Raw genomic sequence first — 23,510 nt, 5'->3', positions numbered from 1 at the left:
AAACAGGAACCCGCCAGGAGCTGCCCACCGCGTCGCCGCAGTGGGAGCAGACTGGAATCCCGGGCCTTTAGGCCCGAGAGGATGTCAACGTGGCGTGGCCGAGCCGCTGGTCACCACCGTCCGCGGCTTGCGCCACGGCGCCAATGCCGCCGATATCGCGGTGTCCAGACCGGACTTGCGAACCGTCTCGACCAGCAGCACGGCCCCGGCCTGCGAGACCACCCCGCTGCCACCGCCCTCGACGCGGACACGCGGGTACAACCCGATACGCTTACTCACCTGGAGAGTGCTTCTTCCCATGCAGCCGACAGGACCCTAGACAAGTCCCATCGTTGCAGGTCAGGAGCACTCTCCGCTTATTTGATCAAGACATGGACGAGCACGCTCATGAAAGCGCGAGGCTAGAGCCTGGGCCACGTCGAACACGCCAGTCATGCTGCGAACCGTACCGGAAGCACACGCCGCATCACCCAGAGGCGATCAGGCAGCCAGCGAGAGCAGTCATACCGGGCTGATCCGAAGCTCTGATGGATCCCCGCGCGGGTTGGGGGCGTCCACGAAGGGCGCGCCGCTGCTTGCGATCCGCTGCCTGAGCGGTACCTGTGCGCGAGCAGGCATGTGTCCTCCTTGTGGCCCCAGGTGGTTGCTCGGGGCAGGGTTGCGCCGCGTCCGCGGAATCGGGCCGACTCGGCGGTGCGGAGCTGGCGTTCATCGGCCTGACGGTTCCTCAGGGTGGACGTGCTCTTCCCCAACCGCCCAGCCGATGCCCTGGAATGGGGCACCGGCTGGGGGATCCACTCCCTCTGAGGGGGCGCCCATCGCGACATCGAGCTGGACGCTGGTCTGCCCTGCGCGCAAGGCAGACCAGCGGCCATACCGGAGGCCGCGCTCCCCCCGAGAGGGATGGGCTGCCCACCGGTTGGATACTTACAGTGACGCAGGCCGTGGAATATGCCGCAAGGGCATGTGATCTTTAGTCACCCGATCAGCGGGGCGCATCAGGGGGCGCATACCTGGACGAGCCCCTGCGAAATGGCTGAAAATACTCGCCTGTTCCCCGGTCGGCAGCGGTATGGCTGCCTCTCGGCCGCTCGCCTCTCGGCTGTGGCGCGCGGCGGGAACGGCGATGTAACGATCATGCTGGCTGCTGTTCACCGTGCGTGTTTCGGCCAGGGTCGGCAGCCCGCCGTCTCGGTGGACGCCGTCGCGGCGTGCGGGCCTCGGCGGTGTCGTGCGGAACCGGAGGGGCGGTGAAGGTGGCCCGTGGAGTGCCGAGGGGACAGGGCTGCTTGGGGAACGTTTCCTTCACCGGATGCCTTCCCGGGGTACTCGGGGTTCTCGTCCCCGGGCTGCCCCGGACGCTCGCTGCATGCGGGCGGGGCCGGACGGCCGGCTGCCGTCCGGCCCCGCCCGCGCACCGGTCGGGCGGAGGTGAATCCGCCGGCGACGGTTGCGCTGCCCGCTGGGGTCGTCACCACGACCGCGGTGTTTCCGGCGCCCCGACGGGGGTGATGCCTGCCGGCACCGTGCCGGTGGGGTCGACGACCACGTATGCAGGCGCCCGTGCGGGCACCGGGCGCACATGGCTCAGCTTCACCGTCACGGCCCAGCAGATCGAAGCCCTGTGACCCCCGGTCAGCCTCTGACGATGCAGAAGGGGTGCCCGGCGGGATCGGTGAGAATCCGCGCCTTGGCCTCATGAGGCTGGTGATCCGGCTTGCCCGCGCCCAGCTCCAGCAGTCGCGCCTCGGCCTCCTCCAAGTCCTCCTCGACCTTGAAGCAGATTTGAATCCTCCCCCTGCTTTAGCTGGGGGAGGATTCAACAAATGCATCGCCGGAACATCCGGTTCGCGCACCCGGTGGAGCGGGGCTCCGCCGGCGATCCACTGCGTGGCGGTCCCCAGATGGGTGCGCTCCAGGTCGTCCCACGGTTCGATGGCGCCGATCAGTCCCAGCAGGTGGGCACGCGACTGATCGTCAGAGACGGCGAGGGGATGGTCGGTTGAGGGCATCCGCACATCCTGGCAAGCGGCACTGGCAACCGTGCCCGACCGGCACGGCCCGCCCAGGGCGCCTGGGGAATTGCGTGACCACGGCACCGGGGAACCACGGGACCGTCGACAGCTGACCGTCCGGATCCGGCAAGCTTTTCACGCGGCACGGACGGCGCCGCCCACGGCGGTGCGTCCCGGGCCAGGGTCCGGCCGTAGCGATCCCGGTGCCGCTGCAATACACGAGCGCCCGGTCCGGTTCTTGCCCTTCACATACATTGACCCATTCGGGTGATGCTGGAGTTGGCGTCTTGTCATCCATGCGCCTATATGGGTCACTTGAGTAGCGAACCGGTGGGCCGCCCATCCCTGACCGGGGAAATCTGGTAATGGCGGCTTCTGCCGGTTCTTTCGTTTTCGGCCGTGCGCCCGCCGCCAGATGCGGAAGCCGTTTTTCGCATTCATGTGCCTCGACGGGGCCACAGAATCTCAGCCGGACTGTCAGCTCGCCTGCCGGCCACAGGCGTGTGCTGAGGCTGGGAAATGGCCCGCTGGTTCGCGTGTTCGCCCGTCCTCTGCTGAGAGTCAGGAGCACACTCATGCCCATCTCCCCGAACCAGGGGTCTACCGGCGGCGGCACGCTGGTAACGATCACCGGAACCAACCTGTCTGGCACCAGTGCCGTGAAGTTCGGCACCAAATCGGCGACCAGCGTCACCAACGTCTCACCGACTCAGGTCACCGCCGTGTCGCCGTCCGGGACGGGCACGGTCGGGGTGACCCTGACCACGCCCGGCGGTACCAGCAACCCGGTGTCGTTCTTCTACGTGGGAGCCCCGTTCAAGTCGTCCCTGGGCGCCACATCCGGCCCGCTCGCCGGCGGGAACACCATCACCGTCAACGGGACCGGCCTGTCGACCGCGACCAGCGTCTCCTTCGGAGTGCTGACCGCCACGCCGACGGTGGTCTCCGACAGCCAGCTCAGCGTCGTCGTGCCCGCGGGGGCGGCGCCCGGGCCGGTCGGGGTGAGCGTGAGCACGGCCGGCGGAACCAACAACGGCCTGTCCTACACCTACGTCGACGTCCCCGCCATCACCACCGTCGCGCCGGCCACCGGCCCGACGTCCGGGGGCACGGCTGTGACCATCACCGGTACCAGCCTCGACAGCACCGACTCGGTCACCATCGACGGCACCCTGGCGCCGTTCTCCGTAGTCAGTGCGACCACGCTGTCCGTGGTCACCCCGCCCGGAACGGCCGGTGCGGTCGACGTTGTGGTCACCAACCCTGCCGGGTCCGACACCGCCGTCGGCGCCTTCACCTACGTTGCGGGCCCCGGCATCTGACCGGACAGCCGCCGTCCGTTCAGTCAGCGGACGGCGGTGAGGTGCCTCTGGGCTCCGGGAAAGCGGCAGTCTTCTCTGCTCCCGCTTTCCCGGAGCACTTCCCTCTGATTCCGGCCGCTCGCAGCGCGGACCGGATTCCCTCTTCTTCCCGCTGCCATAGGAGCACGTCATGCCGCCAGTCATCAGCGCGGTGAGTCCCTCACAAGGCCCCACGACCGGTGGCACGACCGTCACCGTCACAGGAACCGGACTGACCGGCGCCACCGCGGTGCGGTTCGGCAGTACGCCCGCAACCTCCTACACGGTCAACTCCGCGACGCAGATCACCGCCCTCACACCGCCCGGCAGCGTCGGCTCGGCAGCAGTGACCGTCGTCAGCCCCACCGGCACCAGCAACGCGGTGTCATTCACCTACATCGCAGCCGCTGTTCCGGTAGTGACGGGGGTGACGCCCAGCAGCGGTCCTACATCGGGCGCCGTCACCGTCACCCTCACCGGAACCGGCTTCACGGGCGCCACAGCGGTCCTGTTCGCCGCAACACCCGCTACGTCGTTCACGGTCAACTCGGCCACCCAGATCACGGCGGTCACACCCGCGGGAAGCCCGGGCGGAGCCCCGGTGACCGTCACCACGCCGGGCGGGACCAGCGCGGTGTCGCCCACGGCGTACTTCTACTACGCCGCGCCGCCGGTGCTGCTGGGCGCCAGTCCGAGTCTGGGAGCCGCAGCCGGGGGAACAACGGTCACCCTCACCGGCAGCAACCTGCTGAACCCGACGGCTGTGCGCTTCGGCTCCACGCCCGCGGGATCGTTCACCGTGGTGTCGTCGACTCAGATCACTGCGACGGCGCCACCGGGGACGGGAAACACACAGATCACGGTCACCACCCCGGGCGGCACCAGCAACCCGGCGGCGTTCGCCTACGTCGCGGCCCCCACCCTCACCGGGCTGAATCCAGGCAGCGGCCCCACTGTGCCCGGTGCAGTGATCACCTTGAGCGGCACCGCACTGTCCACCGCTTCGGCGGTCAAGGTCGGTACCGCTGCCGCCGGATTCACGGTGGTCTCCGACACCCAGATCACCGTCGCGGTCCCTGCCGGACCTGTCGGCCCGGTGCCCGTGACAGTCACCACCGAGGGAGGGACCAGCAGCAGCCTCACCTACACCCGCGTGGCCCCGCCCGGGATCTGACACACCGGCGGCCCAGGCGGCCGGCCAAGTGCTGCGGCCATGTCGCGTATTCATCCGCGGCGGCCCAAGCCGGTGCCGTTCGCCGAGGCCGTGGCGCTGCCCGTTGCGGGGCGGGGCGGTCGTTCCAACGGGCACAGGGGCCATTGACATCCTCCCGGGCCTAAAGGCCCGGGATTCCCGCCTGCTCCCGCACAAGGCGTGTGGGTTGCTTCGGGTGGGTTCCTGCTTCGCTGCGCTGTGCGGGCACGGGTGCCCGTCTTACCTGCGCTCCACAGGCTGTTGCCGCCAGTCCGGCGGCCTTGGCGACGTTGACGGCCGCGTTGATGTCCCGGTCCAGGACGGCCCCACACGCTCCGCACGTCCAGGCGCGGACGTTGAGGGGCTTGGGACGGTCCTTCACGCCGCACACGGAGCACACCTGGGAGGTCGGCTCGAAGCGGTCGATCCGGTGGAACTGCCGCCCGTACCGGGCGGCCTTGTACTCCAGCATGGTCACGAATGCCGACCAGCCGGCGTCGTGGACGGACTTGGCGAGGCGGGTGCGGGCGAGTCCTTTGACACACAGGTCCTCGACGGCGATCGCTTGGTTCTCGCGGATCAGCCGGGTGGAGAGCTGGTGGTGGAACTCGCGGCGCGCGTCGGTCACGCGGGCGTGTGCGCGGGCGACCTTGTGCCGGGCCTTGTTCCGGTTGCTGGAACCCTTTTCCTTGCGGGACAGCGTCTGCTGGGCTTTCTTCAGTTTCCTCTCGGCGCGGCGCAGGAACTGCGGGCTGTCGACCTTCGTGCCGTCGGACAGGACCGCGAAATGTGTGAGACCGAGGTCCACGCCCACCACGGCGTCGGTGGCCGGCATGTGGTCGAGGTCGGCGGCAGGGTCGGTCTCCACCACGAAGGAGGCGAAGTACCGGCCGGCCGCGTCCTTGATCACCGTCACGGTGGACGGGGTGGACGGCAGTGCGCGGGACCAGCGCACGGTGACGTCGCCGATCTTCGGCAGCCGCAGCTTCCCGCCGACCGTGATCCGCCAGGCCGCGTTCGCGGTGAACCGGAGCGACTGCCGGTTGTCCCGCTTCGACTTGAAGCGTGGCGCGCCCATCTTGGGGCGTTTGCCCTTGAGGCCGTCGAAGAAGTTCCGGTACGCGGCGTCCAGGTCCCGGAGGGACTGCTGGAGGATCACCGCCGAGACCTCGCCGAGCCAGGCCCGTTCCGGCGTCTTCTTCGCGGCGGTGAGGTTCTTGGACAGCTCCGCCGAGGTGACGAACGCCAGCCCCGCCGCGCGGGCCTCCTCGCGGACGCGGAGCGCGTCGTTGAAGACGACCCGCGCACACCCGAACGCCCTCGCCAACGCGCTGCGCTGACCGGCGCTCGGGTACAGGCGGAAGCTGTACCGAAGCTGCATAGCGGTCACTTTACCCTTGGCCTATGTCGCCACGATGGGAACCAAACCCCGATATCCGCAGGGGTCGAACAGTCGTCTTCAACCTGCACGCGCACTTGGTGTTCGTCACGAAGTACCGGCGCGGCGTCCTCGATGAGGAGATGCTGACGCGCTGCGAAGAGGTGATGCGCAAGGTGTGCGAGGACTTCGACGCGGAACTGAAGGAGTTCAGCGGCGAAACGGACCACGTCCACCTGCTCGTGCACTACCCGCCGAAGGTCGCCCTGGCCGGCCTGGTGAACAGCCTCAAGGGCGTCTCCTCGCGCCGGCTGCGCGCGGAGTTCACCGGCCGGGTCAACCGGGCCATCATGCACGGCCGATTCTGGTCACCCTCGTACTTCGCCGACTCATGCGGCGGCGCGCCACTCCAAGTGGTCAAGGACTACATCGCGCAGCAGAAGCGCCCGGACTGAGCACAGGCAGCCATGGGCGCGGGCAGCAGTGCGGATCCATGCCCACGGCTGAGGTCAGAGCATTCCAGAGATGCGATTCACCCCCGGCCTGAAGGCCGGGGCACTCTCGCAAGATCAGAGGTAGCAGCACGAACAAGGGCAGGAATGACGCCGACGACGATCGGTGACGCGGTCACGGCCGGGTGGTCGACCGCAACCATGGTCAGCTGTGCGGCGTGTGATCCGGTGGGACGGCTTTTGTCTGTCCCCGACCGGAAGGCGAGGGGGCCCGATGACGCAGGAGCAGACCGGGGACACGACGTCGCGGACGAGACCGGGCACGAGGCGGCCCAGGACAGTGCGAGGCCATGCGCTGCGCTGGATATTCCGCCTGGTCATGGCTGCCCTGATCCTGCTGCTCGCCATGCGCACCTACGAGGAGACGGGCGTCGCGCACGCACGGTCGAACGGGACGCTGCACACGGCCGAGGCCACCATCACGAAGCTGACGTCCCACACGACGAGTGGGAGAGACGGCGGAGGCCAGGACGGCGGTAGCGGCGACTGGATGGTCACCACCAAGTACACGATCGAACTGCGCGTCGGCGACGAGACGAAGACGGTGAACGGCGTCCCGAACGATTCCGCGAACGACCTCCAGGAGGGACAGCGGGTCCAGGCGGGCCTATGGCACGGGCGGGTCGTGGAGATCGACGGGCGTGACGTGTGGCCCGGCTGGCACCCCGGGGGGTGGGACATGGCACTGTTCATGCTCTACCCGTTGATCACGGGCTATCTGATCGCCCTCGCCCTGGCCGCCGCCGCGTACCTTGCCGGCCTCGACGGCCGGGTACGGCTGGAGCGGCAGCACCGGCTGGGGCCCTGGGGGTTCGGGTTCGTCGTCGGGGTGGCGGCGATCTTCGTGCTCATCGTGTGCGCGGCTTTCGGGAACAGCATCGTGTACTGGCCGGTCGTTCCCGTTGGCGCCGGAACTGCCGCCGCGCTGGTGGGGCTGAGGGGAGCGCTCCGGCGGGTCCGGGCCGCCCATGTCGCTGACACATCCAGCGGAAATGCACCGGCCCAGGTCTGATGGCCGGGGCCCGGCCGCCCAGGGGACCACTCTGGAATGATCACGAAAAATCGGTGGGAATGGAGACGCGCTGGTGCCAGCGTTGGACGGGACGGCGACGATGCTGGTCGGCAGATCCGAGGAACTGAGGCGGTTCGACTCGGTGATCGCCGGTCTGGGGCAGGACGGCGTCCCCGCCGTGGTCGACATCGCCGCAGACGCCGGTATGGGGAAGAGCCGGCTGCTGAGCGAGTTTTGTGCGCGGGCGCGGCAGCGTGGGCTGACCGTGCTGCGCGGCAGGGCCACGGAGTACGAGCGGCACACTCCGTTCCAGACGTTCACGGACGCGTTCGCCGACGTCGATCGTGTCTTTCTCGACTCGGACGACGTACCCGAGGCGGCGGCACCGGTGCTGTACGGCGCCGACAGTGTGCAGGGCGCCGCGTCGGGCACGGGCAACCGCGATCGATTCGGCCTCTATCGTGCCGTCACGGAAGTGCTGACCAGGCTCGGGGAGCGGAGCGGGTTGGTGATGGCCCTGGACGACCTGCACTGGGCGGATCCCGCGTCCCTGGAGCTGTTGGACCACTTGATCCGACACCCCGCGTCCGGCCGGGTGCTGCTGGTAGTGGCCCGGCGCGAACGGCAGACGCCACACTCGCTTGCCGCCGCTCTGACACGCGGTGTCGACAGCGGAGCCGTACTGCGCATGCCGCTGCGGCCGCTGCCCGAGCAGGACTCGATCGAGGCGCTGGCCTGCGACCTGCCACCGGGCGACGCCGGCAAGATCTATGAATCCAGCGAAGGCAACCCGCTCTATCTCCTCTCCCTCCTGCACGCCTACCGGCACGGCGCGTCGTCGCGCGGCACCACCGTCCGGGCCCACGACGACACCGCGTCCGGCGTGCCGAGCGGACTGGGTTCGCTGCTGCTGGACGAACTGACCGCGCTGACCGAGGCACAGCGCCGTACCGTCGAAGCGGTGGCGGTCCTCGGTGACCATGCCACGCCCGCGATGCTGAGCCTGACGACCGGACCCACCACGGCGGAGGAACTCGACGACTGCATCGGTGCATTGGCGCGACGGGATCTGCTGCGCAGGGGGTCCGACGGGCGCTGGACCCTGCGCCATCCGCTGCTGCGGGCACTGGTCTACGAGAACACCCCCGCACCGCGCCGCGCCGAGATCCACCGGGGCGCGGCGGACGAACTGGCGCGGGCAGGAGCCTCCGCCGCCGAGCGGGCTCATCATGTCGAGAGGTCGCTGGTCGGCTGGGATCCGGTGTCGGCGGCCGTGCTGAGCGAGGCGGCCGCCCAGTTCGCCCACACGGCGCCCGCTACCGCCGCACATCTGCTGGAGGTCGTCCTGCGGCTCATGCCGGAGGCACCCGCCCACGCCCAGCAGCGTGGGGATTTGACGCTGGCGCGCGCCAGAGCCCTCGGCGTGGGCGGCAGCCTGCGGGAGAGCCGCGATCTGCTCCACACGCTGATCAGCAGGTCCGGGCCGGACGACGCATCGCTGCGCGGGGATGCGATAGCGCTGTGCGCGATGATGGAACGGCACCTCGGCCACTCCCCGGAAGCGATCGCCCTGCTGCAACGGGAACTGGTCCGCAGCCCTGGTCCTGAGCCCCGCCAGGCGGTCTCCCTGGGGCTCGCGCTGGGCATGGCGGCCCTGAACACCGTCTCCTACCCCGACGTACGCGACGACATCGGGCGGACGCTCGCGACGGCCCGCTCCCACGGCGACCTCATGGGAGAGATGGGGGCCCTGGCGCTGGGGTCGTTGGGCGAGGCCTACGAAGGGGAGACGGAGGTGGCCCGCCGGTTCGCCGATGCCGCCGCCGGGCTCGCCGACGGTCTGACCGACCCCAACCTCACGGAACTGTGCGAGTCGCTGGTGTGGCTGGCCTGGGCGGAAGCCCTGCTGGAGCGCTACACCGACGCGGAACGCCACGCCGACCGGGGGCTGGACATCGCCCGTCGCAGCGGCCAGGTCCACGTCTTGCCACACCTGCTGAGCAGCAAGGCCTTCGTGCACCTCAACACCTGTCGGCTGCCGTCCGCCCTGGAGTCGGCGGAGGAGGCGGAATCCGTCGCACGAGCCATCGGCAGCAGCGATCTCCTGGCCTTCACCCTGTGTTTCAAGGCGCTGATCCTGCTCCCGCACCGCCCCCTGGGCGACACCAGGGCCTTGCTGACCGCCGAGGAGGCCGTGGCAGCGGCCGGCGGAAGCCGCCACTGGTGGGCGTCGCTGGCCGGCTGCGTGCTCGGTCACACGGCGCTCGTGAGCGGCGACCCGCACCGCGCGCAGGACGCCATCCTGAGGGCGGGCGGTCCTGAACTGCTGGGGCTGCAACCCTCCATACGCCCAGGCCAGCTGGACACCCTCGTCAGCACCGCCCTCGCGATCGGCGACGTGGAGCAGGCCGCGCGCTGGGCCGCACGAGCCGTCGAGGAGGCCGACCGGATGGGGCTGCACGGCCAGCGCGGGGCGGCACTGCGGGCCGAGGCGGCGCTCGCCCAGCACCAGGGTGACGCCCGCGCGGCCGCAGACCTCTTCGAGCGTGCCGCGCAGGCGTACGCACCCTCCGGCGCGAGGCTCTGGGAGGCGTACTCCCTGCTGCTGGCGACGGCCCAGGCACAGGCCGCGGGCGACCGTCCGCGCGCCGTCGCGATGTGGGAGCGGGCCCGCCGTATCGCCGACGACGGCGGCGCGCGCCTGCTGTCCGACCTGGCCGCGCTCGTGCGTCCCCAAGCAGAGGAGGCACCCCTGGCTCCCACGGAACTCGACCAACTGACCGCACGTGAATGGGAGATCGCGGAACTCGTCGCCGAAGGACTGAGCAACCAGGCCATCGCGACCAAGCTGTACCTCAGCCGCCGTACGGTCGAGACCCACCTGTCGGCGATCTACCGGAAGACCTCCGTGCCGTCCCGCTCGGCGCTGGCGGGCCTCATGACGCGCACGGTCCTGGACCGGCGCGCGCGTGAACAATGAAACTCAGGCCGTGGCGTCCCGGTAGTCGCCGAGACAGCGGAAGGCGCCTCCGGTCGCCCGGAACAGGTACATCGCGTTTGTGTACCGGTCGGTGGACGCGTCGTAGCGCAGCCGTTTGGTGATCCCCCGGTAGTCGGTCTCGCGCAACCGGCCCATGATCGCGCCCCGTTCCGCGCGCGACGCGCCCAGGGCCGTCATGGCGCGGGCCACGAAGAGCGTCGCGTCGTAGGCCTCGGCGGAGTACCAGGGCGGTGCGGTGTCGAAGCGGGCGCGGTAGGTGGCGACGAAGGACTTCGCGGCCGTCACCCGGGCCGGATCGAGGAAGGCGGTGGCGAACATCCATCCGTCGGCGGCGTCGCCCGCCGAGGTGAGGAAGCGGGGGTCGAGGGCGCGTTGGCCGGCCAGCCGCGCACCGGAGTAGCCGGCGGAGCGCAGCGCCCGGGCCAGCCGCGCGGCCCGCGCGTACCCGCCGCCGAACACCACCGCGTCCGCTCCCGCATCCGTCACCGACTCCGCGAGGGCCCGGAAGTCGCCGTCCGCGTCGTCCTCGGCGGCGAGGGTGCGCCGGACCGTGGATCGCACGGCCTCGTCGACGCCGGCGCACAGACGCCAGCTGAAGTCGCCCTCGGCGCCATCGTCGATCAGCACCGTCTTGCGGGCCCCGGCGGTGCGGACGAGGTACCTGACGACCGGCGCCGCCAGGGTCGCGTCATCGGGGCGGGTGGCCGCGTACACCCGGTACTTGGTGGGGTCCACCTCGTTGAGTCCGACCGACACGGTGACCATCGGGAGCCGTGCCTGCTGGTAGAGGCCGAGGGTGGCCTTCGCACAAACGTCGGTGGTCGGCCCGAGCACCGCGCGGACCCGGCCGTCGGCCGTCAGCCGCCGGGCGACCTGCCGTGCCCGGGTCGCGCTGCCTTCGTCGTCGTGCACCTGGAGCGCCAGGTCGAAGCCGCGCCCGGCGCGGGAGTTGAGGTGGTCAAGGGCGAGCCGGACGCCGTTCTCCTGGGCGCGGCCGGTCGTACGGCCGCTGCCGCTCAGGTCGGCGTGCAGGGCGACCACCAGGCGCGGGAGCCGGGTTCCGCTTCCCCGGGCCGAGGTACGGCCGGGGCCGTTCGCCGTCCACCACGCTGCCGTTGCGCCGGCCGCCAGGACCCCGGCGGCCGAGCCCAGTACCAAAAAGCGGCGGCGCGTGGCGCCTCCCGGGCCGACGGCCGTCTCATCGCCGGGCGCCGCGTCGGCCACCGTCGCCCCGGACGCTCCGGACACCTCGGTCGCGTCGACGGCGGGCAAAGCGAGCACGGCGGCCGAACGGCGCGCGATCAGCCGGGTCAGGGACTCCGGCAACCAGCCCCCGCCCTCGCCCGTACCGTCCAGGGCCCGACGTATCTCGGCCACGGCCGGCCGGGAGCCGGGCTCCTTCGCCAGGCACCCCCGCAGCAGTGTCAGCAACGGCTCCGGTACGCCGTCCAGTTCCGGCTCGTGATGGACCGTGCGCACCAGCATCCCGGCCGCGGAGCCATGCCCGAAGGGGCGCTCGCCCGTCACGGCGTACGCCAGCAGACAGCCGAGCGAGAAGACGTCACTGGCCGGCCCGATCTCCCGGCCCCTGCCCTGCGCCTGTTCGGGGGAGAGGAACCCGGGGGAGCCGACCACCATCCCGCTGGCAGTGAGCGCGGTGTCCTCCGGCATCCGGGCGATACCGAAATCGATCATCCGGGGTCCGTCGACGGCGAGCAGCACATTGCCGGGCTTGACGTCCCGGTGCACCAGCCCCGCCCCGTGCACCGCGTCCAGCGCCTCGGCCAGCCGCGCGCCCAGGACGCGGACGGTCCCGTACGGCAGCGGCCCGCACTCCTGCACCGCCTCCGCCAGCGAGGGCCCCGGCACGAACGCCGTGGCGAGCCACGGCGACTCCGCGTCCGGGTCCGCGTCGAGCAGCGGTACCACCCAGGGGTTGGCGACCCGGCCCCCCGTCTCCACCTCACGGCGGAAACGGGCCCGGAACCCCGCGTCGTCCGCGTACGCCGCACGGATCACCTTCACCGCGGCGAGCGCGCCTCCGGCAGAGCGGGCCAGGTACACCACACCCATGCCGCCCGCGCCCAGCCGGCGCAGCAGCCGGTAGCCCGCGATCCTGGCCGGGTCGGCGCCGCGCAACGGCTCCATCAGCACCTCACCCGGTGGACACCTGGTACGAGCGCCCCATCAGGTGGACACCTGGTACGGCGCCACGCCCTGGTACGCGAACCGGCCGCCGGCGACCTTCCACAGGTAGACCCCGCTGCCGTCGATGACCAGGGCCCCGGTCGCCTTGTCGAACGCGAGGTTCCGGCTGATCCCCTTGTACGTCGCCGAGCGCAGCGCCGCCGTCAAATTCTGCCGGGTGCGGCGCCCGGCGGTCAGCGAGCGCAGACCGCGTACGGAAAGTTGCGCCACGTCGTACGTCTCGACGGCGTACCGCTCCGGCTCCGCGTCGAAACGCTTGCGGTAAGCGGCCCTGAACGCCTTCGCCTCGGGCGCCACGGTGGCGTCCATGACCGGGGCGACGATCACCCAGCCGTCGGCCGCGTCCCCCGCGGCGGACAGGAACCGTGCGTCGAGCACCCCCTGGGCGGCGGCCCTGGCCCCCGGGAAGTCACGGCTGCCCAGTTCCCGGGCCAGCAGCGCCGCCCGGTCGTGGTAACCGGCGAACACCACGGAGTCCGCGCCCCCGTCGAGCAGGGCATCCAGGGTAGGCCCGAAGTCGGTGCGCAGGGCGCTGACCACCTTCGGCACGGCCGGCTGCCGTTCCTTGCGCAGGATGTTGGCGAGGGTGCTGCTGATCTCCCAGCCGTAGGCGTCCGCCGCCCGGTCGTCGACGATCCCGACCGTGCGCGACTTCGCGGTGCCGCGCACATACGCGTCCAGGTAGAACGGCAGGACCGCGTCCGTCACCCGGGCGTGCAGGAAGGACCGGCTGCCCATCACCCCCAGTACGGTGGCGCCGGGCGACACCGCGATCAGGGGCAGCGAGGCCGCATCGTACGCCGCCAGCGAGGCCAGGGCGGTGGCGTCCGTGGTGGGACCGATCACGGCCAGCACGGAACGGTCGGTGACGAGCTTCGCGGCCGCCTCGGGTGCCCGGGCCGGATCGCCACCGTCGTCCACCGTCTTCACAGCGAGAACAAAGGGACTGTCCGCACGGGAGTTGAACTCCTCGACCGCCAGCCGCAGCCCCCGCTCCTGAGCCCGGCCGACCGCCTTCTGATCGCCGCTCAGGTCGGCATGCAGACCGAGGGTGTACACGGGACTGCTGGAGTTCGGGGCGGCGCTGTCGTCCTCGCCGTCACCGGAGAGCGCCGCCCACGCGGCCAGTCCGCCCCCGGCCGTGACCACCGCCGCGCCCCCGGCCAGTAGGAGGAAACGGCGTCTGCCGACGGCACGGACCGCGGGCTGCGCGGCCGCCGTGTCCGTCGCAGCAGTGCCGACGGACGCGGCGTCGACCTCGGTCTCGTCGATGGAGGGCAGCGCGAGCCCGGCGGCCGACCGTTCCGCGATCAGCCTGACCAACGGCTCGGGCAGCCAGGCCTCGTCGCCGGGGGCCGACTCCGTTTCGCCGGGAATCCTGTCGTCCTCGGGTTCTGGAGGACGTACGACGCGCAAGGCCTCCCGCGGGTCGCAAGGCGAGGCGGGCGAGGCGGGCGACAAGGGCGCGGCGACCGTGAGGGCCTCGGACAGCGCCCCGGCCGTAGGCCGCAGCTCCGGGTCCTTCTCCAGACAGCTGCTCACCACCTCGGCGAGCTCCGCCGGAACACCCTCCAGATCCGGCGCGTCGTGCACCGTCCGGTACAGCAGCGCATCGATCGACCCGGTGCCGAACGGAAGGCGCCCCGTCGCGGCGAAGGCCAGCACACAGCCCAACGAGAAGACGTCTCCGGCCGCTCCCGGATCCCGCCCGCCCCGCGCCTGTTCCGGTGGCAAGAACCCCGGCGTGCCCACCACGACACCGGTCGAGGTGAGCGCGGTGTCCTCAAAATTGCGGGCCACACCGAAGTCGATCAGCCGTGGGCCGTCGAGCGCCAGCAGCACATTGCCCGGCTTGACGTCCCGGTGCACGAGAGCGGCCGCGTGCAGCTCCCGCAGCGCCTCGGCGAGCCGCGCCCCGAGCACCCGCAGGCTCGGCACCGGCAGCGGCCCGTGCGCGGCGAGAGCCTCGGCGAGCGAGGGACCAGGGACGAAGGCGGTCGCGAGCCAGGGCTGTGCCGCCTCGGGGTCCGCGTCCACCAGGGACGCCACCCACGGGCTGGTCATCCGGCGGGCCGTGTCCGCCTCACGCCGGAATCGCTCCCGGAAATCGGGGTCCTCGGCGTACTCGGCCTGAATCACCTTCAGCGCGACCAGAGTTCCGCCGGCCGAGCGGGCCAGGTACACCACCCCCATACCGCCCGCACCGAGCCGTCCCAGCAGCCGGTAGCCCGCCAGCCTGGCAGGATCCGAAGTTCGCAGCGGCTCCATCACTTCCCCTTCAGCCGCTGCTCGATGCGCGTCAGCATCTGAGCCAGGGCCTTGCTGCCCAGCCGTTCGAGTTCCTGCGCGGTGTTGCCCTTCGCGCCCGTCACGGAGACGGCCACGACGACCGTGCCCAGCCGGGCGACCATCCACCGGTACGGCTGTGCGGCACCGCCGCTCTCGACGTAATCGCCGGCCTCGAGTACGGAGTCGTCGGCGTACTCCTGCTCGCGGGCGCCGAAGGGAGTGCCGAGCGACATGAGACCCGTGATCCGCTCGTCGGACCGGGGCCGCTGCTCCGGGCAGCGCAGCACCTCCTCGAGGGTGGTGCTCAGCTGCTCGTCGGCGCCGAGGACGGAGGCGTGCACGGTGGCGACCGCCGTCACCTTGACCGCGCCCTTGCCTCCGCCGGCCGGCAGCCGGCTGTAGCGGGACGTGCTCGCCAGCACCCCGCGCGAGAGCTTCTCACGCTGCCAGCGGCAGTCCTCGTTCAGCACGGCCCAGGTGCCCGGGGCGCTCCCGGCCGGAGTCTGGGCGACGAAACTCCGCCCCCAGCCGGCCGGGGCGAGCACGACGGATTCGGCCAGCCGGCGCCCGTCCTTGGAGGTCCGGGGGACGAGGGAGGCATCGGGCGTGAAGACGGAAAAGGTGGCGGACGCGCCGGCCGACGGGGTCTCCCCGCTGACCGGCGAGGAACTGGCCGAGGCGCGCGGCGAAGTACCGGCCGAGGGCGAATCGCTCTGCCGGGAAAGCTGGTTGTCCGTCCCCTGGGCCGAACACCCGGCCAGCAGAGTCCCCGCGACCAGCAGCGTCACCCAACTGCCCCGCATCCCATGGGCGTTGCTTGTCACTCAGACCCCTCAACACCGTTCCTGCCATTCGACTCGTCGAACATAGACGGCCGGGAGGGAACGGACCTCCGTAGAACCACGTATCTGGTTACGTAGTCCGCAAGCGGAACGACGACAGTCGCGGTGAGCACCAACGCGCCCGCAATCACGCACAGGAACCGTTCGAAGAAGACGATCGGGATACGCCCATCGGGGAGCAGGGCGGAGGCGACGGCGCCTGCCTCGGTCCGGCGATGTCGGGTCGCGCCGGAAAATGGTGTTCTCGCCGGTGAGGCGGCAGGCCAGGAGGTCGGTCATGGCGAGGTCGCTCACGGCTTCGAAGCGGGCGGGGAGGATTTCGTCGTCTCGGGCCGGTCGGCGGTGGATCGCCCCTGCACATGCTGCGCCGCCACGCGGCGGAACCGCGGCCCCACCTGCGAAGTGCAGCGGTACGCCTGGCGCTTCCTTACCGACCCCGGTGCCGAGCCCTATGCTTTCGTCATGGCCACTGATCGAAGCGCCTCTGCCTTAGCAGGAGTTGTCGGGCCGACCGCGGAGGGCTGGCGGCTGGTGGTTGTTCCTGGCAGGGTGCGGGAGTTGCTCAGCATGCTCGGCAGCGGGGTTCTCGTTCCGCTGATCGCGCTGCCGCTTCTGCTGCCTGTGCTGGTGGTCGCCCTTGTCTCGGGGTACGCGCTGGTCTGGGGCATCGTCTGGGTCGTGCTGGGGATCATGGCCCTGGCCGCGATCCTGATCATGGCTGTCCTGCTGTACACCGTGCCGGCCGGCATGGTGCGGTGGGTCGAGTTCCGTCCCCGGCATGTTCCGCCGCAGGTGGAGATCGCCCGCTTCCTGCGCCGCTCGACACTCGCGATGGATGATCTCCAGCGGATCGTGGTCGTCGAGCAGACCAGACTGGGCCTACGAAAGTCGATCACTGTGACGCTGCACTCCACGGGCGGGAGGCTGGAGTGCCGGCCGGCGGCGTCCTCCCCGCTCGCGCTCATCGACGCGGGGACCCTGACCGACTGGCTCACGGGGGAGCTCACCCCCTGCGCAGTAGAGGTCGAGCACCGCACCGAGGCCCAAAGGAACTTCTCGTGCCCCGAGGAATGGCTGGCCGGCCCCCGCGTCGCCGCCCTGTGGCAGGTGCCCCTCGAGGCTGTCGACGAGACAGCCGCCCACCACGGCGTCAGAAGCCACACGTACACACCACGAGCAAGCGCGATGTACAACCCGGGAAACAGCATCACCGTCTACGACCCGGCCCGCGCCTACGAGGTCGCCGAAACACTCCGCACACAGCGAGCCACCCAGGCTACGGAGTGAAGCGAGGTCTGCTCCCCGCCGATGGGCCTGTCGACCTGGACTGAGGCGACGGGTACACCTGGGCCGACGTACGTAACTCGGCTCACGGGCGCGGGGCCAAGTATCGCGGCGCGGGTGCGTCCGAGCAGTGCCGACAACGACGGCCGGCCTCGCCTACGAGCGGGGTACGGCAGGAGATCCAGCGGGGGCTGCAGCCACGCACGAGGAACTCCTGGAAGCCTGCCTGCACGCGCTGGGCCCGGACCATCCCGACACCCTGACCATGCTGGGCATCCTCGCCCACTGGCGTGACGAAGTGGGAGATCACTCCGGCGCCGCAGCGACGTGGAACTGGCAGGCCAGAGCCCACGGAGAAACTCCCTGAACGTGACTGCCGACCATCACAGCCCCTTCCCCAGCCGCGGCAACGAACCGTTTGTGAGCGGTCTGGAAGGAGCCCAGTTCCGCGGGCAGGTCCCGCCAGGGCGAGCAGGTGCGGTACTTCCACGCGATGGCTTCCAGCGCGCGGCGGTGGTCGGCCCACCGTCGGCCCCGGGGCGGATCAACGGCATGAGCGGCTCGATCCGGTGCCACATCACATCACTGATCACTCGCCGGACGGACACGTCCGGCCAACGGTCCAGCTCACGGGAGAGACACGCACCCCTCATGGCTTCCGCGACAGCACCCGCTTGCCCGGTTGCCTGGCCTGACGAGTAGCTTTGCAGCAGCCGAACTTGGAGGGAACGATGGCCTTCGGTGAACTCTTGACGCTTAGCCTCATTGCCATGGGAGTTCTGGGGGCGACTGGTGCAGGGCTCGGTATCTACACCCTGACCTGTAACCGGGTGCCTGGACGATGGCTCAGCAAAACAGTACGCAATCCCAGGCTATGGGGAACCGGCCTGCTGTTCATGGTCTCCAGCTTGGCCTTCGTCTCCTGGACGCCCTTCATCATCGGACTCGGGATCACTGTCGTCGGACACGCCGTCAAGCCCACCGGCTGACCCAGGCTTGTCAGACCCGCGAAGGCACCCACACCGCCAAGGGCGGGTCAAAGAGACAAGCCCAAGGCGTCCACGCCCTCGGGCCGCCCCGACCGCCCGGTACTGCCGCAATCGGGGCGGTTGTGCATCTGCCGGGCGCCGTCATCGAGGAGGGCCGGGGCCTGTCCTCGATGACGGCATCATGGCCGACGCCGCTTACCGTTTGCTGCTGGCCTGACGGCCCGGCCTCACTTCAGGTGCCGGGCGAAGAACCGAGCCCCGTCCTCCATCTCGGACCGCGGGACGCCGGTGTGCCCGCCGAGGTTGGCGTGCAGGGACTTCTCCTTGGAGCCGAAGGCGTCGAACAGGTCGAGGGCCGCCTGCCGATCGTTCCCTTCGTCGTCCCACTGCACCAGGACCTGGGCTGGGGCCGGCGGTGGCCTACTAGCCGGGTCCGTCGGCTGCGGCGGACGGACCCCAACTCCGAAGGCCGGTAACCCCGTTGCGGGGCTACGGAGACGGTAATGGAGGGAGCGACGGACCAATCCATTACCACGTCGCACAAGTGCAAGATCAAGTCAGAGAGAGCGTGCGATGCGCACCGCGGGCCTGCGGTGGTGACGGGACGGCCGTGTGGCCGGGTTGTCAAATTTGGCGTGTAATGGAAGGTACGCGACGCGCGCCGAAGCGCAACGGCCGCAAGACACTCCGAGGCGATAGCAGCCGGAGGACTTCTCGTGAAGTACCACACCCGAGCATTCATCGCAGCCACCGGAACGGCACTCTTCCTGTCCGCGGCCACCGTGGCGTACGCCGATGGCAGCAGCCACGGTTCGGCAAGCAGCGTCCAGGCAGCGCGATCGGCGGTGAGCGCCTCGTCCTCCGCGACGGTGACCACCAAGTCCGGTCCCCTCGGCAAGATCCTGGTCAACAGCAAGGGGCACACCCTCTACCTCTTCCAGTCCGACAAGACCAACAAGTCCACCTGCAACGGAGACTGCGCCAAGGCTTGGCCACCGCTGAAGGCGCAGGGGAAGCCGACCGCCGGGGGCGGCGTCAACAGCAAGCTGCTGTCGACCATCACGCGCAGCGACGGCTCGAAGCAGGTCACGTACAAGGGGCACCCGCTCTACACGTTCGCCGACGATGCCAAGGCCGGGCAGACCAACGGACAGGGGCTCGACGCCTTCGGCGCCAAGTGGTACGTGCTGGGCACCGACGGCAAGGCGATCACCAAGACCTCGCCGTCACAGAGCGGCGGCTACTGACCGGCCCGCCTGGCGCCGCCCGAACCGGTCACAGTCACGGCGCCTGGAACCCGTTGAGCTGCCACAGCGCGGCGGTGTACCAAAGGAGCGCTCGAGCAAAAGAGAAGGGCTCCAGCGACAGGCCACGTCCGCCCCGGGAACTTGTGGCTGCGCACCACGAGGACCTTGGCTGCGAACGCGCCGTACAGCACGCCAACCAGCACGCAACCGGTGATCGAGTGGGGTGGTGCCGACGAGCAGATGCTGGAGCCAGTGGGCTCCGGGTGACCACGACATCCTGATCGTGCTCACGCCACGACATCGGCCTCGCACTCGTCACCGGGCAGCCCTACAGACAGCCCATGACCACACCGCGATCGTCTTGAACAAGCGGGACCCGGCACGGCCGGCGCGCCTTGGGACGGGGTGTTCACCTCGTCCTCGAACATCTTCGCCGGGTCGTTGCGCGGGTTGTCGTCGGCATGTACAGGAGGCGCGACCCACACCCTGGGTCGGCCGGTTCCAGAGGGCGGCCCGGGGTGGGGTGGATATATCCTGGAATAAGACGGATTCACGAGCATCGGGGATCGGTGCGGGGCGTCGAATTGATTCGGCGCAGACCCGTCGGACACCCGGCGGACCACCGGGATCACCAATGGGCGGCGCACCTCGGGGGTGTCGGCGACGGCCGGCACCAGCACGCGCGCTGGCCCTCATCGCCGCCGAGCTGTTCGGCGCCATCCTCGCGCCCGCCCTGCTCGTCTTCAACTCCCCCATGGGAGGCTCTGTGGGCCCGGACGGGAACAACGACTCCCAGGACGTGCGGTTCCTTCAGTCACTGATCAACGACTCGCGGGACAGCACGGGCGGTTCGCTCATCACCGTCGACGGGTCGTTCAGCGAGGAGACTGCAGGCGCACTCGCAGAGTTCCAGGCCGCATCCGGGCTCGAGGACACCGGGGGAAGTCTGACGCCCGGTGATGCGACCGAGACGGCGCTGGAAACGACCCCACCTGGACAACGTCTTCGCCGGGGTGGATCTGGGCGAGATGCAGCCGGACGGCCTCGGCGAGTTCGTCTTCCGGGAGGATCCGGGCGGCGTCGACCCCGAGTTGGAGGAGGAGCAAGACCAGCAAACGGCGTTCAACGCTTTCGTCCTGCAAGTACCCGCAGGACGTGCGCGACAACGTCCAGGAAGCGAGCGGGAGCTGTGCGATGGACCTCTTGCCGGTCGAGATCAAGGTCAACATCGAAGGTGAGGTCGCGGCGGCGCTGTCGGCCTTGGGAGGGTCAGGCGGCGCCATGACGACGCGCCGCATCTGGTTTGCCGAGGACCGGAACGGCGTCGCCGAGGGCCGGGTGCTGTTGCTGGACAGCGGCGTGATCGTGCGGTTCAGGACGGGTGGCGGTCCAGACGATCTGACCGTCAAATTGCGTCCGTGCACCCGGGAGCAGCTGGTCGGCCGGTTCGCGGCCAAGTTCGAGACCACACCGTTCACGTACCGAATCGAGGAGGACTGGTCGGAGGACCGCAGGGTGTTGGCTGCCTCCCTGATGCACGATCACCCGCCGGGCGCGCTGTCGGGCGCGGTGGAGCCCGGGGCCGATACTGCCGCGCCGATCGACGCGGTGCAGGATCAGTTCCTGCACGCCTGCGCCCCCGCCGTCCGGCTCGACGGGCTGGTCGCGTTGGGGCCGATTCTCTCGACGAAGGTCGACGATGTTCCGCTCGGCGACCTCGACGTGAACCTGGAGGCGTGGTCGGTTGCGGGTCTGGAGTTCCTGGAGGCCTCGATCCGGGTGAAGCCCAAGGACGAGGACGACGCCCAGGAGTTCACGGCGCGGGCCGAGCGCAAGCAGCGAAAGCTGGAAGACGCGGTGAGGGAACGCGGGGTGACGCTCTCCGAGCACCCCGAGAGTAAGACCCGGCGCGTCCTCACCGCCTTGGCGGAGGCCGGACAGAGCTGAGGAGGGCGTTCCAGCCGGCTGCACGTGCGCCACAGATGCGCTTCCTGCGTTGGTTGCCGTTCACCGGGTTCCTCCGAGGATGCCTCGGCCTTCAGGCCGGGGCGGGGGTACCTCCCGCTTGCGGGGGAGAATCGGATTCCTGCGGAGCAGGGCAGGAAACGGGATTTCGCCTCCAGGGCGAAACACCGTCCACCTGATGTGGGTAGGTTGCGTGCCGTGCGGTGCGAGAACCGAGCGCGCGCACCGTGCTGATCGAGAGCCAGGACAGCACATGCGCCTCCAAGCTTTGCTGTATCGAACCGGGCTGGTTTCGACCCGGCTGGTGTTGATCGCGGAAGACCTGTCGGGTCGCTGACCCGCAGGCAGCGTGAGCCAGGAATCCCCCCGCTTTGGCTGGGGGAGGATTCAATTCGACCGGATCAGCTGCGCCTGCACGCCGTAGTGGTCGGACAGGTAGGCCTGGCGGCCGTCGCCCAGTGTCACCTTGTCCTGGAACACGAAGTCGGCGCTGCCGGTCAGCGTCTCCCCGGCTGCGGCCCTGACCAGTACGTGGTCCAAGGCCGGCGGCGACGGCCATCGAGGTGTGGGCCGGTAGGTCGGACGTGTGTCGCCGGCGAGGATGTCGCGCAGCCCCGCTGCGGCGACGAAGTCGGCGAGTGCCGCCGAGTCGCGCGGGACGTTCAGGTCACCGACCACGGCGACGGGCAGGGACGGGCCGATGGCCGCGATCAGCCCGGTGAGCCGGGCCAGTTCGGCAGCTGCGATCCGCGTGTACCGGTTCGTGGGGCTGGCAACTGGTACAGATTTTCTAGTCATTCATAGTCATCCCTACAGCGGTCGGCGGCCACGATGCGGCAGCCGTTCCGGCGGGTCTTGTAGGTGAGCTGGCGGCGGATCTCCCCGAATCCGGCGTCGGCGATCGTTCCCCTCCTCCAAGACCTGCTCCGGGTGCGGCGTGGTGAAAGCCAAACTGCCGCTGCACATCCGGACCTACGACTAACTGGTACCGGAGTGGCCGCAGACCAGAACACCCCCCGGGTGTCGAAACCCCGTGGAGCCGACCGGAAGACCCGCACCACCCGCCCCCGCCGCAAGGCAGGGACGGGGCGGGCAGGTGGCACAACACTGCCGCACCAGCAGCAGACAGAAACGGGAGACCGTACTCAAGCCGAGCCCCTAACGCTCTGGTGATGTGACGGACCTTCCGGGCCGAAATGCCCGGAATGCTGAGACCTGACTACGGACTCAGCAACGGCTTACCAGTCCACGGCGTTGATGCTGAAGCTCTGGTTGGCACCGTAGTGGCACGTCCACAGCCGCGCGGGGGCGCCCGCCTGCGTGCTCCAGTCGGCTATCTCCAGGCACTTGTGCTGAACGTACGTGTAGTCCATGGCGAAACTGGACTGGCCGTAGAAGAGCTGGTTGAGGCCGTAGTGGCAGTCCCACTGGTTGGCGGTCGCACCGTTGTTGCGCCCCCAGCCGCCGATCTCCAGGCACTTGCCGCTGTTGGCGTTCACGTAGAAGTACGACCCGTCGGGCATGTCCGTCGAGGAGTAGCGGTGCCATTTCTGGTTGTCGCCACCGGTGCAGGGCCACTGGCGGACGGCCGCGCCGTTCGCCGTGCTCCAGTCCGCCACCTCAAGACACTGGCCAGAGTGCTCCGCGCGGATCTCGACGGTGGCCAGGTAATCGAGGGACGGCGCGGCCTGGGCCGGAGCGGCCGGGAGGCCGAAGGCGAGACCGAGGGAGGCGGCAAGAACAAGCAGGCCGTGCCGGGCACGGAGGAACGCGGTGGGCTTCATGGTTCTCTGCAATCGAATAGGGAGAATCCGGCGGGCAGCCGGAAATCGCCGCTCATGATCGCATAAGTTTGCGAGGTAACTGATCTTCTACACCGCCTACTTGGGCCGTGACACGTCGTGCGGGCCCGCCGGGTTGGCGGAACTGATTCCTCCGCTCCTCTCCCCGGCGAGCACTCGGCAGCGGCCCTGGTCAAAGCCCTCGTCCGCGCCGTTTGGGTCGGGGCGGACCGCGCCCAGGGGGTCACCCCCTTCGGCTTCCTTGGCCAGCCGAACGGGCCGGTACTCGGCGATCGGGCAGAGGTAACTGAAGTACAGGGTGCGGGAGGTGATCGTGACGCTGACGGACGGCCCTCGTGGACCTGACGCGCGACGCGGGTTGGCGGGGCGTTCGTAGAACTCGGCAACATTCCAGAGCCGGCCCGGCATCAGGTGATGCCGAAACCGACCGGCAT

19 protein-coding genes and 5 pseudogenes are annotated in these 23,510 nt (G+C 69.9%); 12 read left to right on the top strand and 12 right to left on the bottom strand.

Going from position 1 to position 23,510, the window contains the following annotated elements; genetic code table 11:
- Positions 1-126: 126 nt before the first annotated feature.
- Both ABZX90_RS39710 and ABZX90_RS39705 read right to left on the bottom strand, forming a co-directional pair.
- Positions 127-279 (bottom strand): annotated as a pseudogene (locus ABZX90_RS39710) (IS1380 family transposase); the annotation flags it as partial.
- A gap of 1,356 nt (positions 280-1,635) precedes the next feature.
- Positions 1,636-1,794: pseudogene (locus ABZX90_RS39705) on the bottom strand (VOC family protein); the annotation flags it as partial.
- A gap of 32 nt (positions 1,795-1,826) precedes the next feature.
- Between ABZX90_RS39705 and ABZX90_RS39700 the strand changes: the two are divergent.
- The 3 genes from ABZX90_RS39700 (at position 1,827) to ABZX90_RS39690 (ending at position 4,529) form a co-directional block, all read left to right on the top strand.
- Complete coding sequence (locus ABZX90_RS39700) at positions 1,827-2,006, top strand: hypothetical protein (RefSeq protein ID WP_351130569.1); 180 nt, start codon at positions 1,827-1,829, stop codon at positions 2,004-2,006.
- A 584-nt stretch (positions 2,007-2,590) separates the two neighbouring features.
- Positions 2,591-3,337, top strand: coding sequence for an IPT/TIG domain-containing protein (locus ABZX90_RS39695; RefSeq protein WP_351130571.1), 747 nt, complete (start codon positions 2,591-2,593; stop codon positions 3,335-3,337).
- 169 nt (positions 3,338-3,506) lie between these two features.
- The gene (locus tag ABZX90_RS39690; protein ID WP_355213216.1) at positions 3,507-4,529 is read left to right on the top strand and encodes an IPT/TIG domain-containing protein; all 1,023 of its coding nucleotides are present in this window, start codon (positions 3,507-3,509) and stop codon (positions 4,527-4,529) included.
- 160 nt (positions 4,530-4,689) lie between these two features.
- On the opposite strand, the gene ABZX90_RS39685 is transcribed toward ABZX90_RS39690, so the two are convergent.
- Positions 4,690-5,928 (bottom strand): RNA-guided endonuclease TnpB family protein, encoded by a 1,239-nt coding sequence (locus ABZX90_RS39685; protein WP_355213214.1) that lies wholly within the window; start codon positions 5,926-5,928, stop codon positions 4,690-4,692.
- A 23-nt stretch (positions 5,929-5,951) separates the two neighbouring features.
- On the opposite strand from ABZX90_RS39685, the gene tnpA reads away from it, so the two are divergent.
- The 3 genes from tnpA to ABZX90_RS39670 all read left to right on the top strand — a co-directional run bounded on the left by tnpA (position 5,952) and on the right by ABZX90_RS39670 (position 10,429).
- Positions 5,952-6,380 (top strand): IS200/IS605 family transposase, encoded by a 429-nt coding sequence (gene tnpA, locus ABZX90_RS39680; RefSeq protein WP_355213212.1) that lies wholly within the window; start codon positions 5,952-5,954, stop codon positions 6,378-6,380.
- Between the two features lie 376 nt (positions 6,381-6,756).
- Complete coding sequence (locus ABZX90_RS39675) at positions 6,757-7,449, top strand: hypothetical protein (RefSeq protein ID WP_355213210.1); 693 nt, start codon at positions 6,757-6,759, stop codon at positions 7,447-7,449.
- A gap of 73 nt (positions 7,450-7,522) precedes the next feature.
- On the top strand, positions 7,523-10,429 hold the full coding sequence (locus ABZX90_RS39670; protein ID WP_355213208.1) for an AAA family ATPase: 2,907 nt from the start codon (positions 7,523-7,525) through the stop codon (positions 10,427-10,429).
- A 3-nt stretch (positions 10,430-10,432) separates the two neighbouring features.
- On the opposite strand, the gene ABZX90_RS39665 is transcribed toward ABZX90_RS39670, so the two are convergent.
- From ABZX90_RS39665 to ABZX90_RS39650, 4 genes and pseudogenes are all read right to left on the bottom strand, one after another.
- Positions 10,433-12,598 (bottom strand): bifunctional serine/threonine-protein kinase/ABC transporter substrate-binding protein, encoded by a 2,166-nt coding sequence (locus ABZX90_RS39665; protein WP_355213206.1) that lies wholly within the window; start codon positions 12,596-12,598, stop codon positions 10,433-10,435.
- Between the two features lie 39 nt (positions 12,599-12,637).
- Positions 12,638-14,926 (bottom strand): bifunctional serine/threonine-protein kinase/ABC transporter substrate-binding protein, encoded by a 2,289-nt coding sequence (locus ABZX90_RS39660; protein ID WP_355213204.1) that lies wholly within the window; start codon positions 14,924-14,926, stop codon positions 12,638-12,640.
- The gene (locus ABZX90_RS39655; protein WP_355213202.1) at positions 14,926-15,771 is read right to left on the bottom strand and encodes a hypothetical protein; all 846 of its coding nucleotides are present in this window, start codon (positions 15,769-15,771) and stop codon (positions 14,926-14,928) included. Before ABZX90_RS39655 ends, ABZX90_RS39660 begins: the two co-directional genes overlap by 1 nt.
- 237 nt (positions 15,772-16,008) lie before the next feature.
- Positions 16,009-16,137: pseudogene (locus ABZX90_RS39650) on the bottom strand (IS5/IS1182 family transposase); the annotation flags it as partial.
- Positions 16,138-16,347: 210 nt separating this feature from the next.
- Between ABZX90_RS39650 and ABZX90_RS39645 the strand changes: the two are divergent.
- Positions 16,348-17,076 (top strand): hypothetical protein, encoded by a 729-nt coding sequence (locus ABZX90_RS39645; protein WP_355213200.1) that lies wholly within the window; start codon positions 16,348-16,350, stop codon positions 17,074-17,076.
- A 127-nt stretch (positions 17,077-17,203) separates the two neighbouring features.
- Positions 17,204-17,440, top strand: a complete 237-nt coding sequence (locus tag ABZX90_RS39640; RefSeq protein ID WP_355213227.1) for a tetratricopeptide repeat protein — start codon at positions 17,204-17,206, stop codon at positions 17,438-17,440.
- Between the two features lie 23 nt (positions 17,441-17,463).
- On the opposite strand, the pseudogene ABZX90_RS39635 reads toward ABZX90_RS39640, so the two are convergent.
- Positions 17,464-17,681 (bottom strand): annotated as a pseudogene (locus ABZX90_RS39635) (transposase); the annotation flags it as partial.
- 123 nt (positions 17,682-17,804) lie between these two features.
- Here ABZX90_RS39635 and ABZX90_RS39630 point away from each other — a divergent pair.
- Positions 17,805-18,062, top strand: a complete 258-nt coding sequence (locus ABZX90_RS39630) for a hypothetical protein (RefSeq protein WP_351130594.1) — start codon at positions 17,805-17,807, stop codon at positions 18,060-18,062.
- A gap of 227 nt (positions 18,063-18,289) precedes the next feature.
- On the opposite strand, the pseudogene ABZX90_RS39625 reads toward ABZX90_RS39630, so the two are convergent.
- Positions 18,290-18,460, bottom strand: a pseudogene (locus tag ABZX90_RS39625) (alpha/beta hydrolase); the annotation flags it as partial.
- 318 nt (positions 18,461-18,778) lie between these two features.
- Between ABZX90_RS39625 and ABZX90_RS39620 the strand changes: the two are divergent.
- Positions 18,779-19,309 carry a hypothetical protein gene (locus ABZX90_RS39620; RefSeq protein ID WP_355213197.1) on the top strand — a complete coding sequence of 177 codons (531 nt, stop codon included), beginning with the start codon at positions 18,779-18,781 and terminating at the stop codon, positions 19,307-19,309.
- Here ABZX90_RS39620 and ABZX90_RS39615 read toward each other — a convergent pair.
- A complete protein-coding gene (locus tag ABZX90_RS39615; protein ID WP_355213225.1) occupies positions 19,303-19,500 on the bottom strand; it encodes a DUF6529 family protein in 198 nt (65 codons plus the stop codon). The genes ABZX90_RS39620 and ABZX90_RS39615 overlap by 7 nt on opposite strands.
- Before the next feature lie 443 nt (positions 19,501-19,943).
- Here ABZX90_RS39615 and ABZX90_RS39610 point away from each other — a divergent pair, with 443 nt between their 5' ends.
- Positions 19,944-20,594: a peptidoglycan-binding domain-containing protein gene (locus tag ABZX90_RS39610; protein ID WP_355213195.1), complete on the top strand. Its 651-nt coding sequence runs from the start codon at positions 19,944-19,946 to the stop codon at positions 20,592-20,594.
- Positions 20,504-21,256: a hypothetical protein gene (locus ABZX90_RS39605; protein ID WP_355213193.1), complete on the top strand. Its 753-nt coding sequence runs from the start codon at positions 20,504-20,506 to the stop codon at positions 21,254-21,256. The genes ABZX90_RS39610 and ABZX90_RS39605 overlap by 91 nt, the downstream gene beginning before the upstream one ends.
- Before the next feature lie 405 nt (positions 21,257-21,661).
- Here ABZX90_RS39605 and ABZX90_RS39600 read toward each other — a convergent pair whose 3' ends face one another.
- Together ABZX90_RS39600 and ABZX90_RS39595 are read right to left on the bottom strand one after the other, a co-directional pair.
- Positions 21,662-22,072: an endonuclease/exonuclease/phosphatase family protein gene (locus ABZX90_RS39600; protein ID WP_355213191.1), complete on the bottom strand. Its 411-nt coding sequence runs from the start codon at positions 22,070-22,072 to the stop codon at positions 21,662-21,664.
- Between the two features lie 440 nt (positions 22,073-22,512).
- Positions 22,513-23,058 (bottom strand): RICIN domain-containing protein, encoded by a 546-nt coding sequence (locus ABZX90_RS39595; protein ID WP_355213189.1) that lies wholly within the window; start codon positions 23,056-23,058, stop codon positions 22,513-22,515.
- Positions 23,059-23,510 lie beyond the last annotated feature (452 nt).

It is taken from the genome of Streptomyces sp. NPDC002935, from assembly GCF_040611295.1.
In the GTDB taxonomy this organism is placed as follows: Bacteria; Actinomycetota; Actinomycetes; order Streptomycetales; family Streptomycetaceae; genus Streptomyces.
The sequence above is the reverse complement of the archived record's forward strand: the minus strand, read 5'-3'. Positions and strand labels throughout refer to the sequence as shown.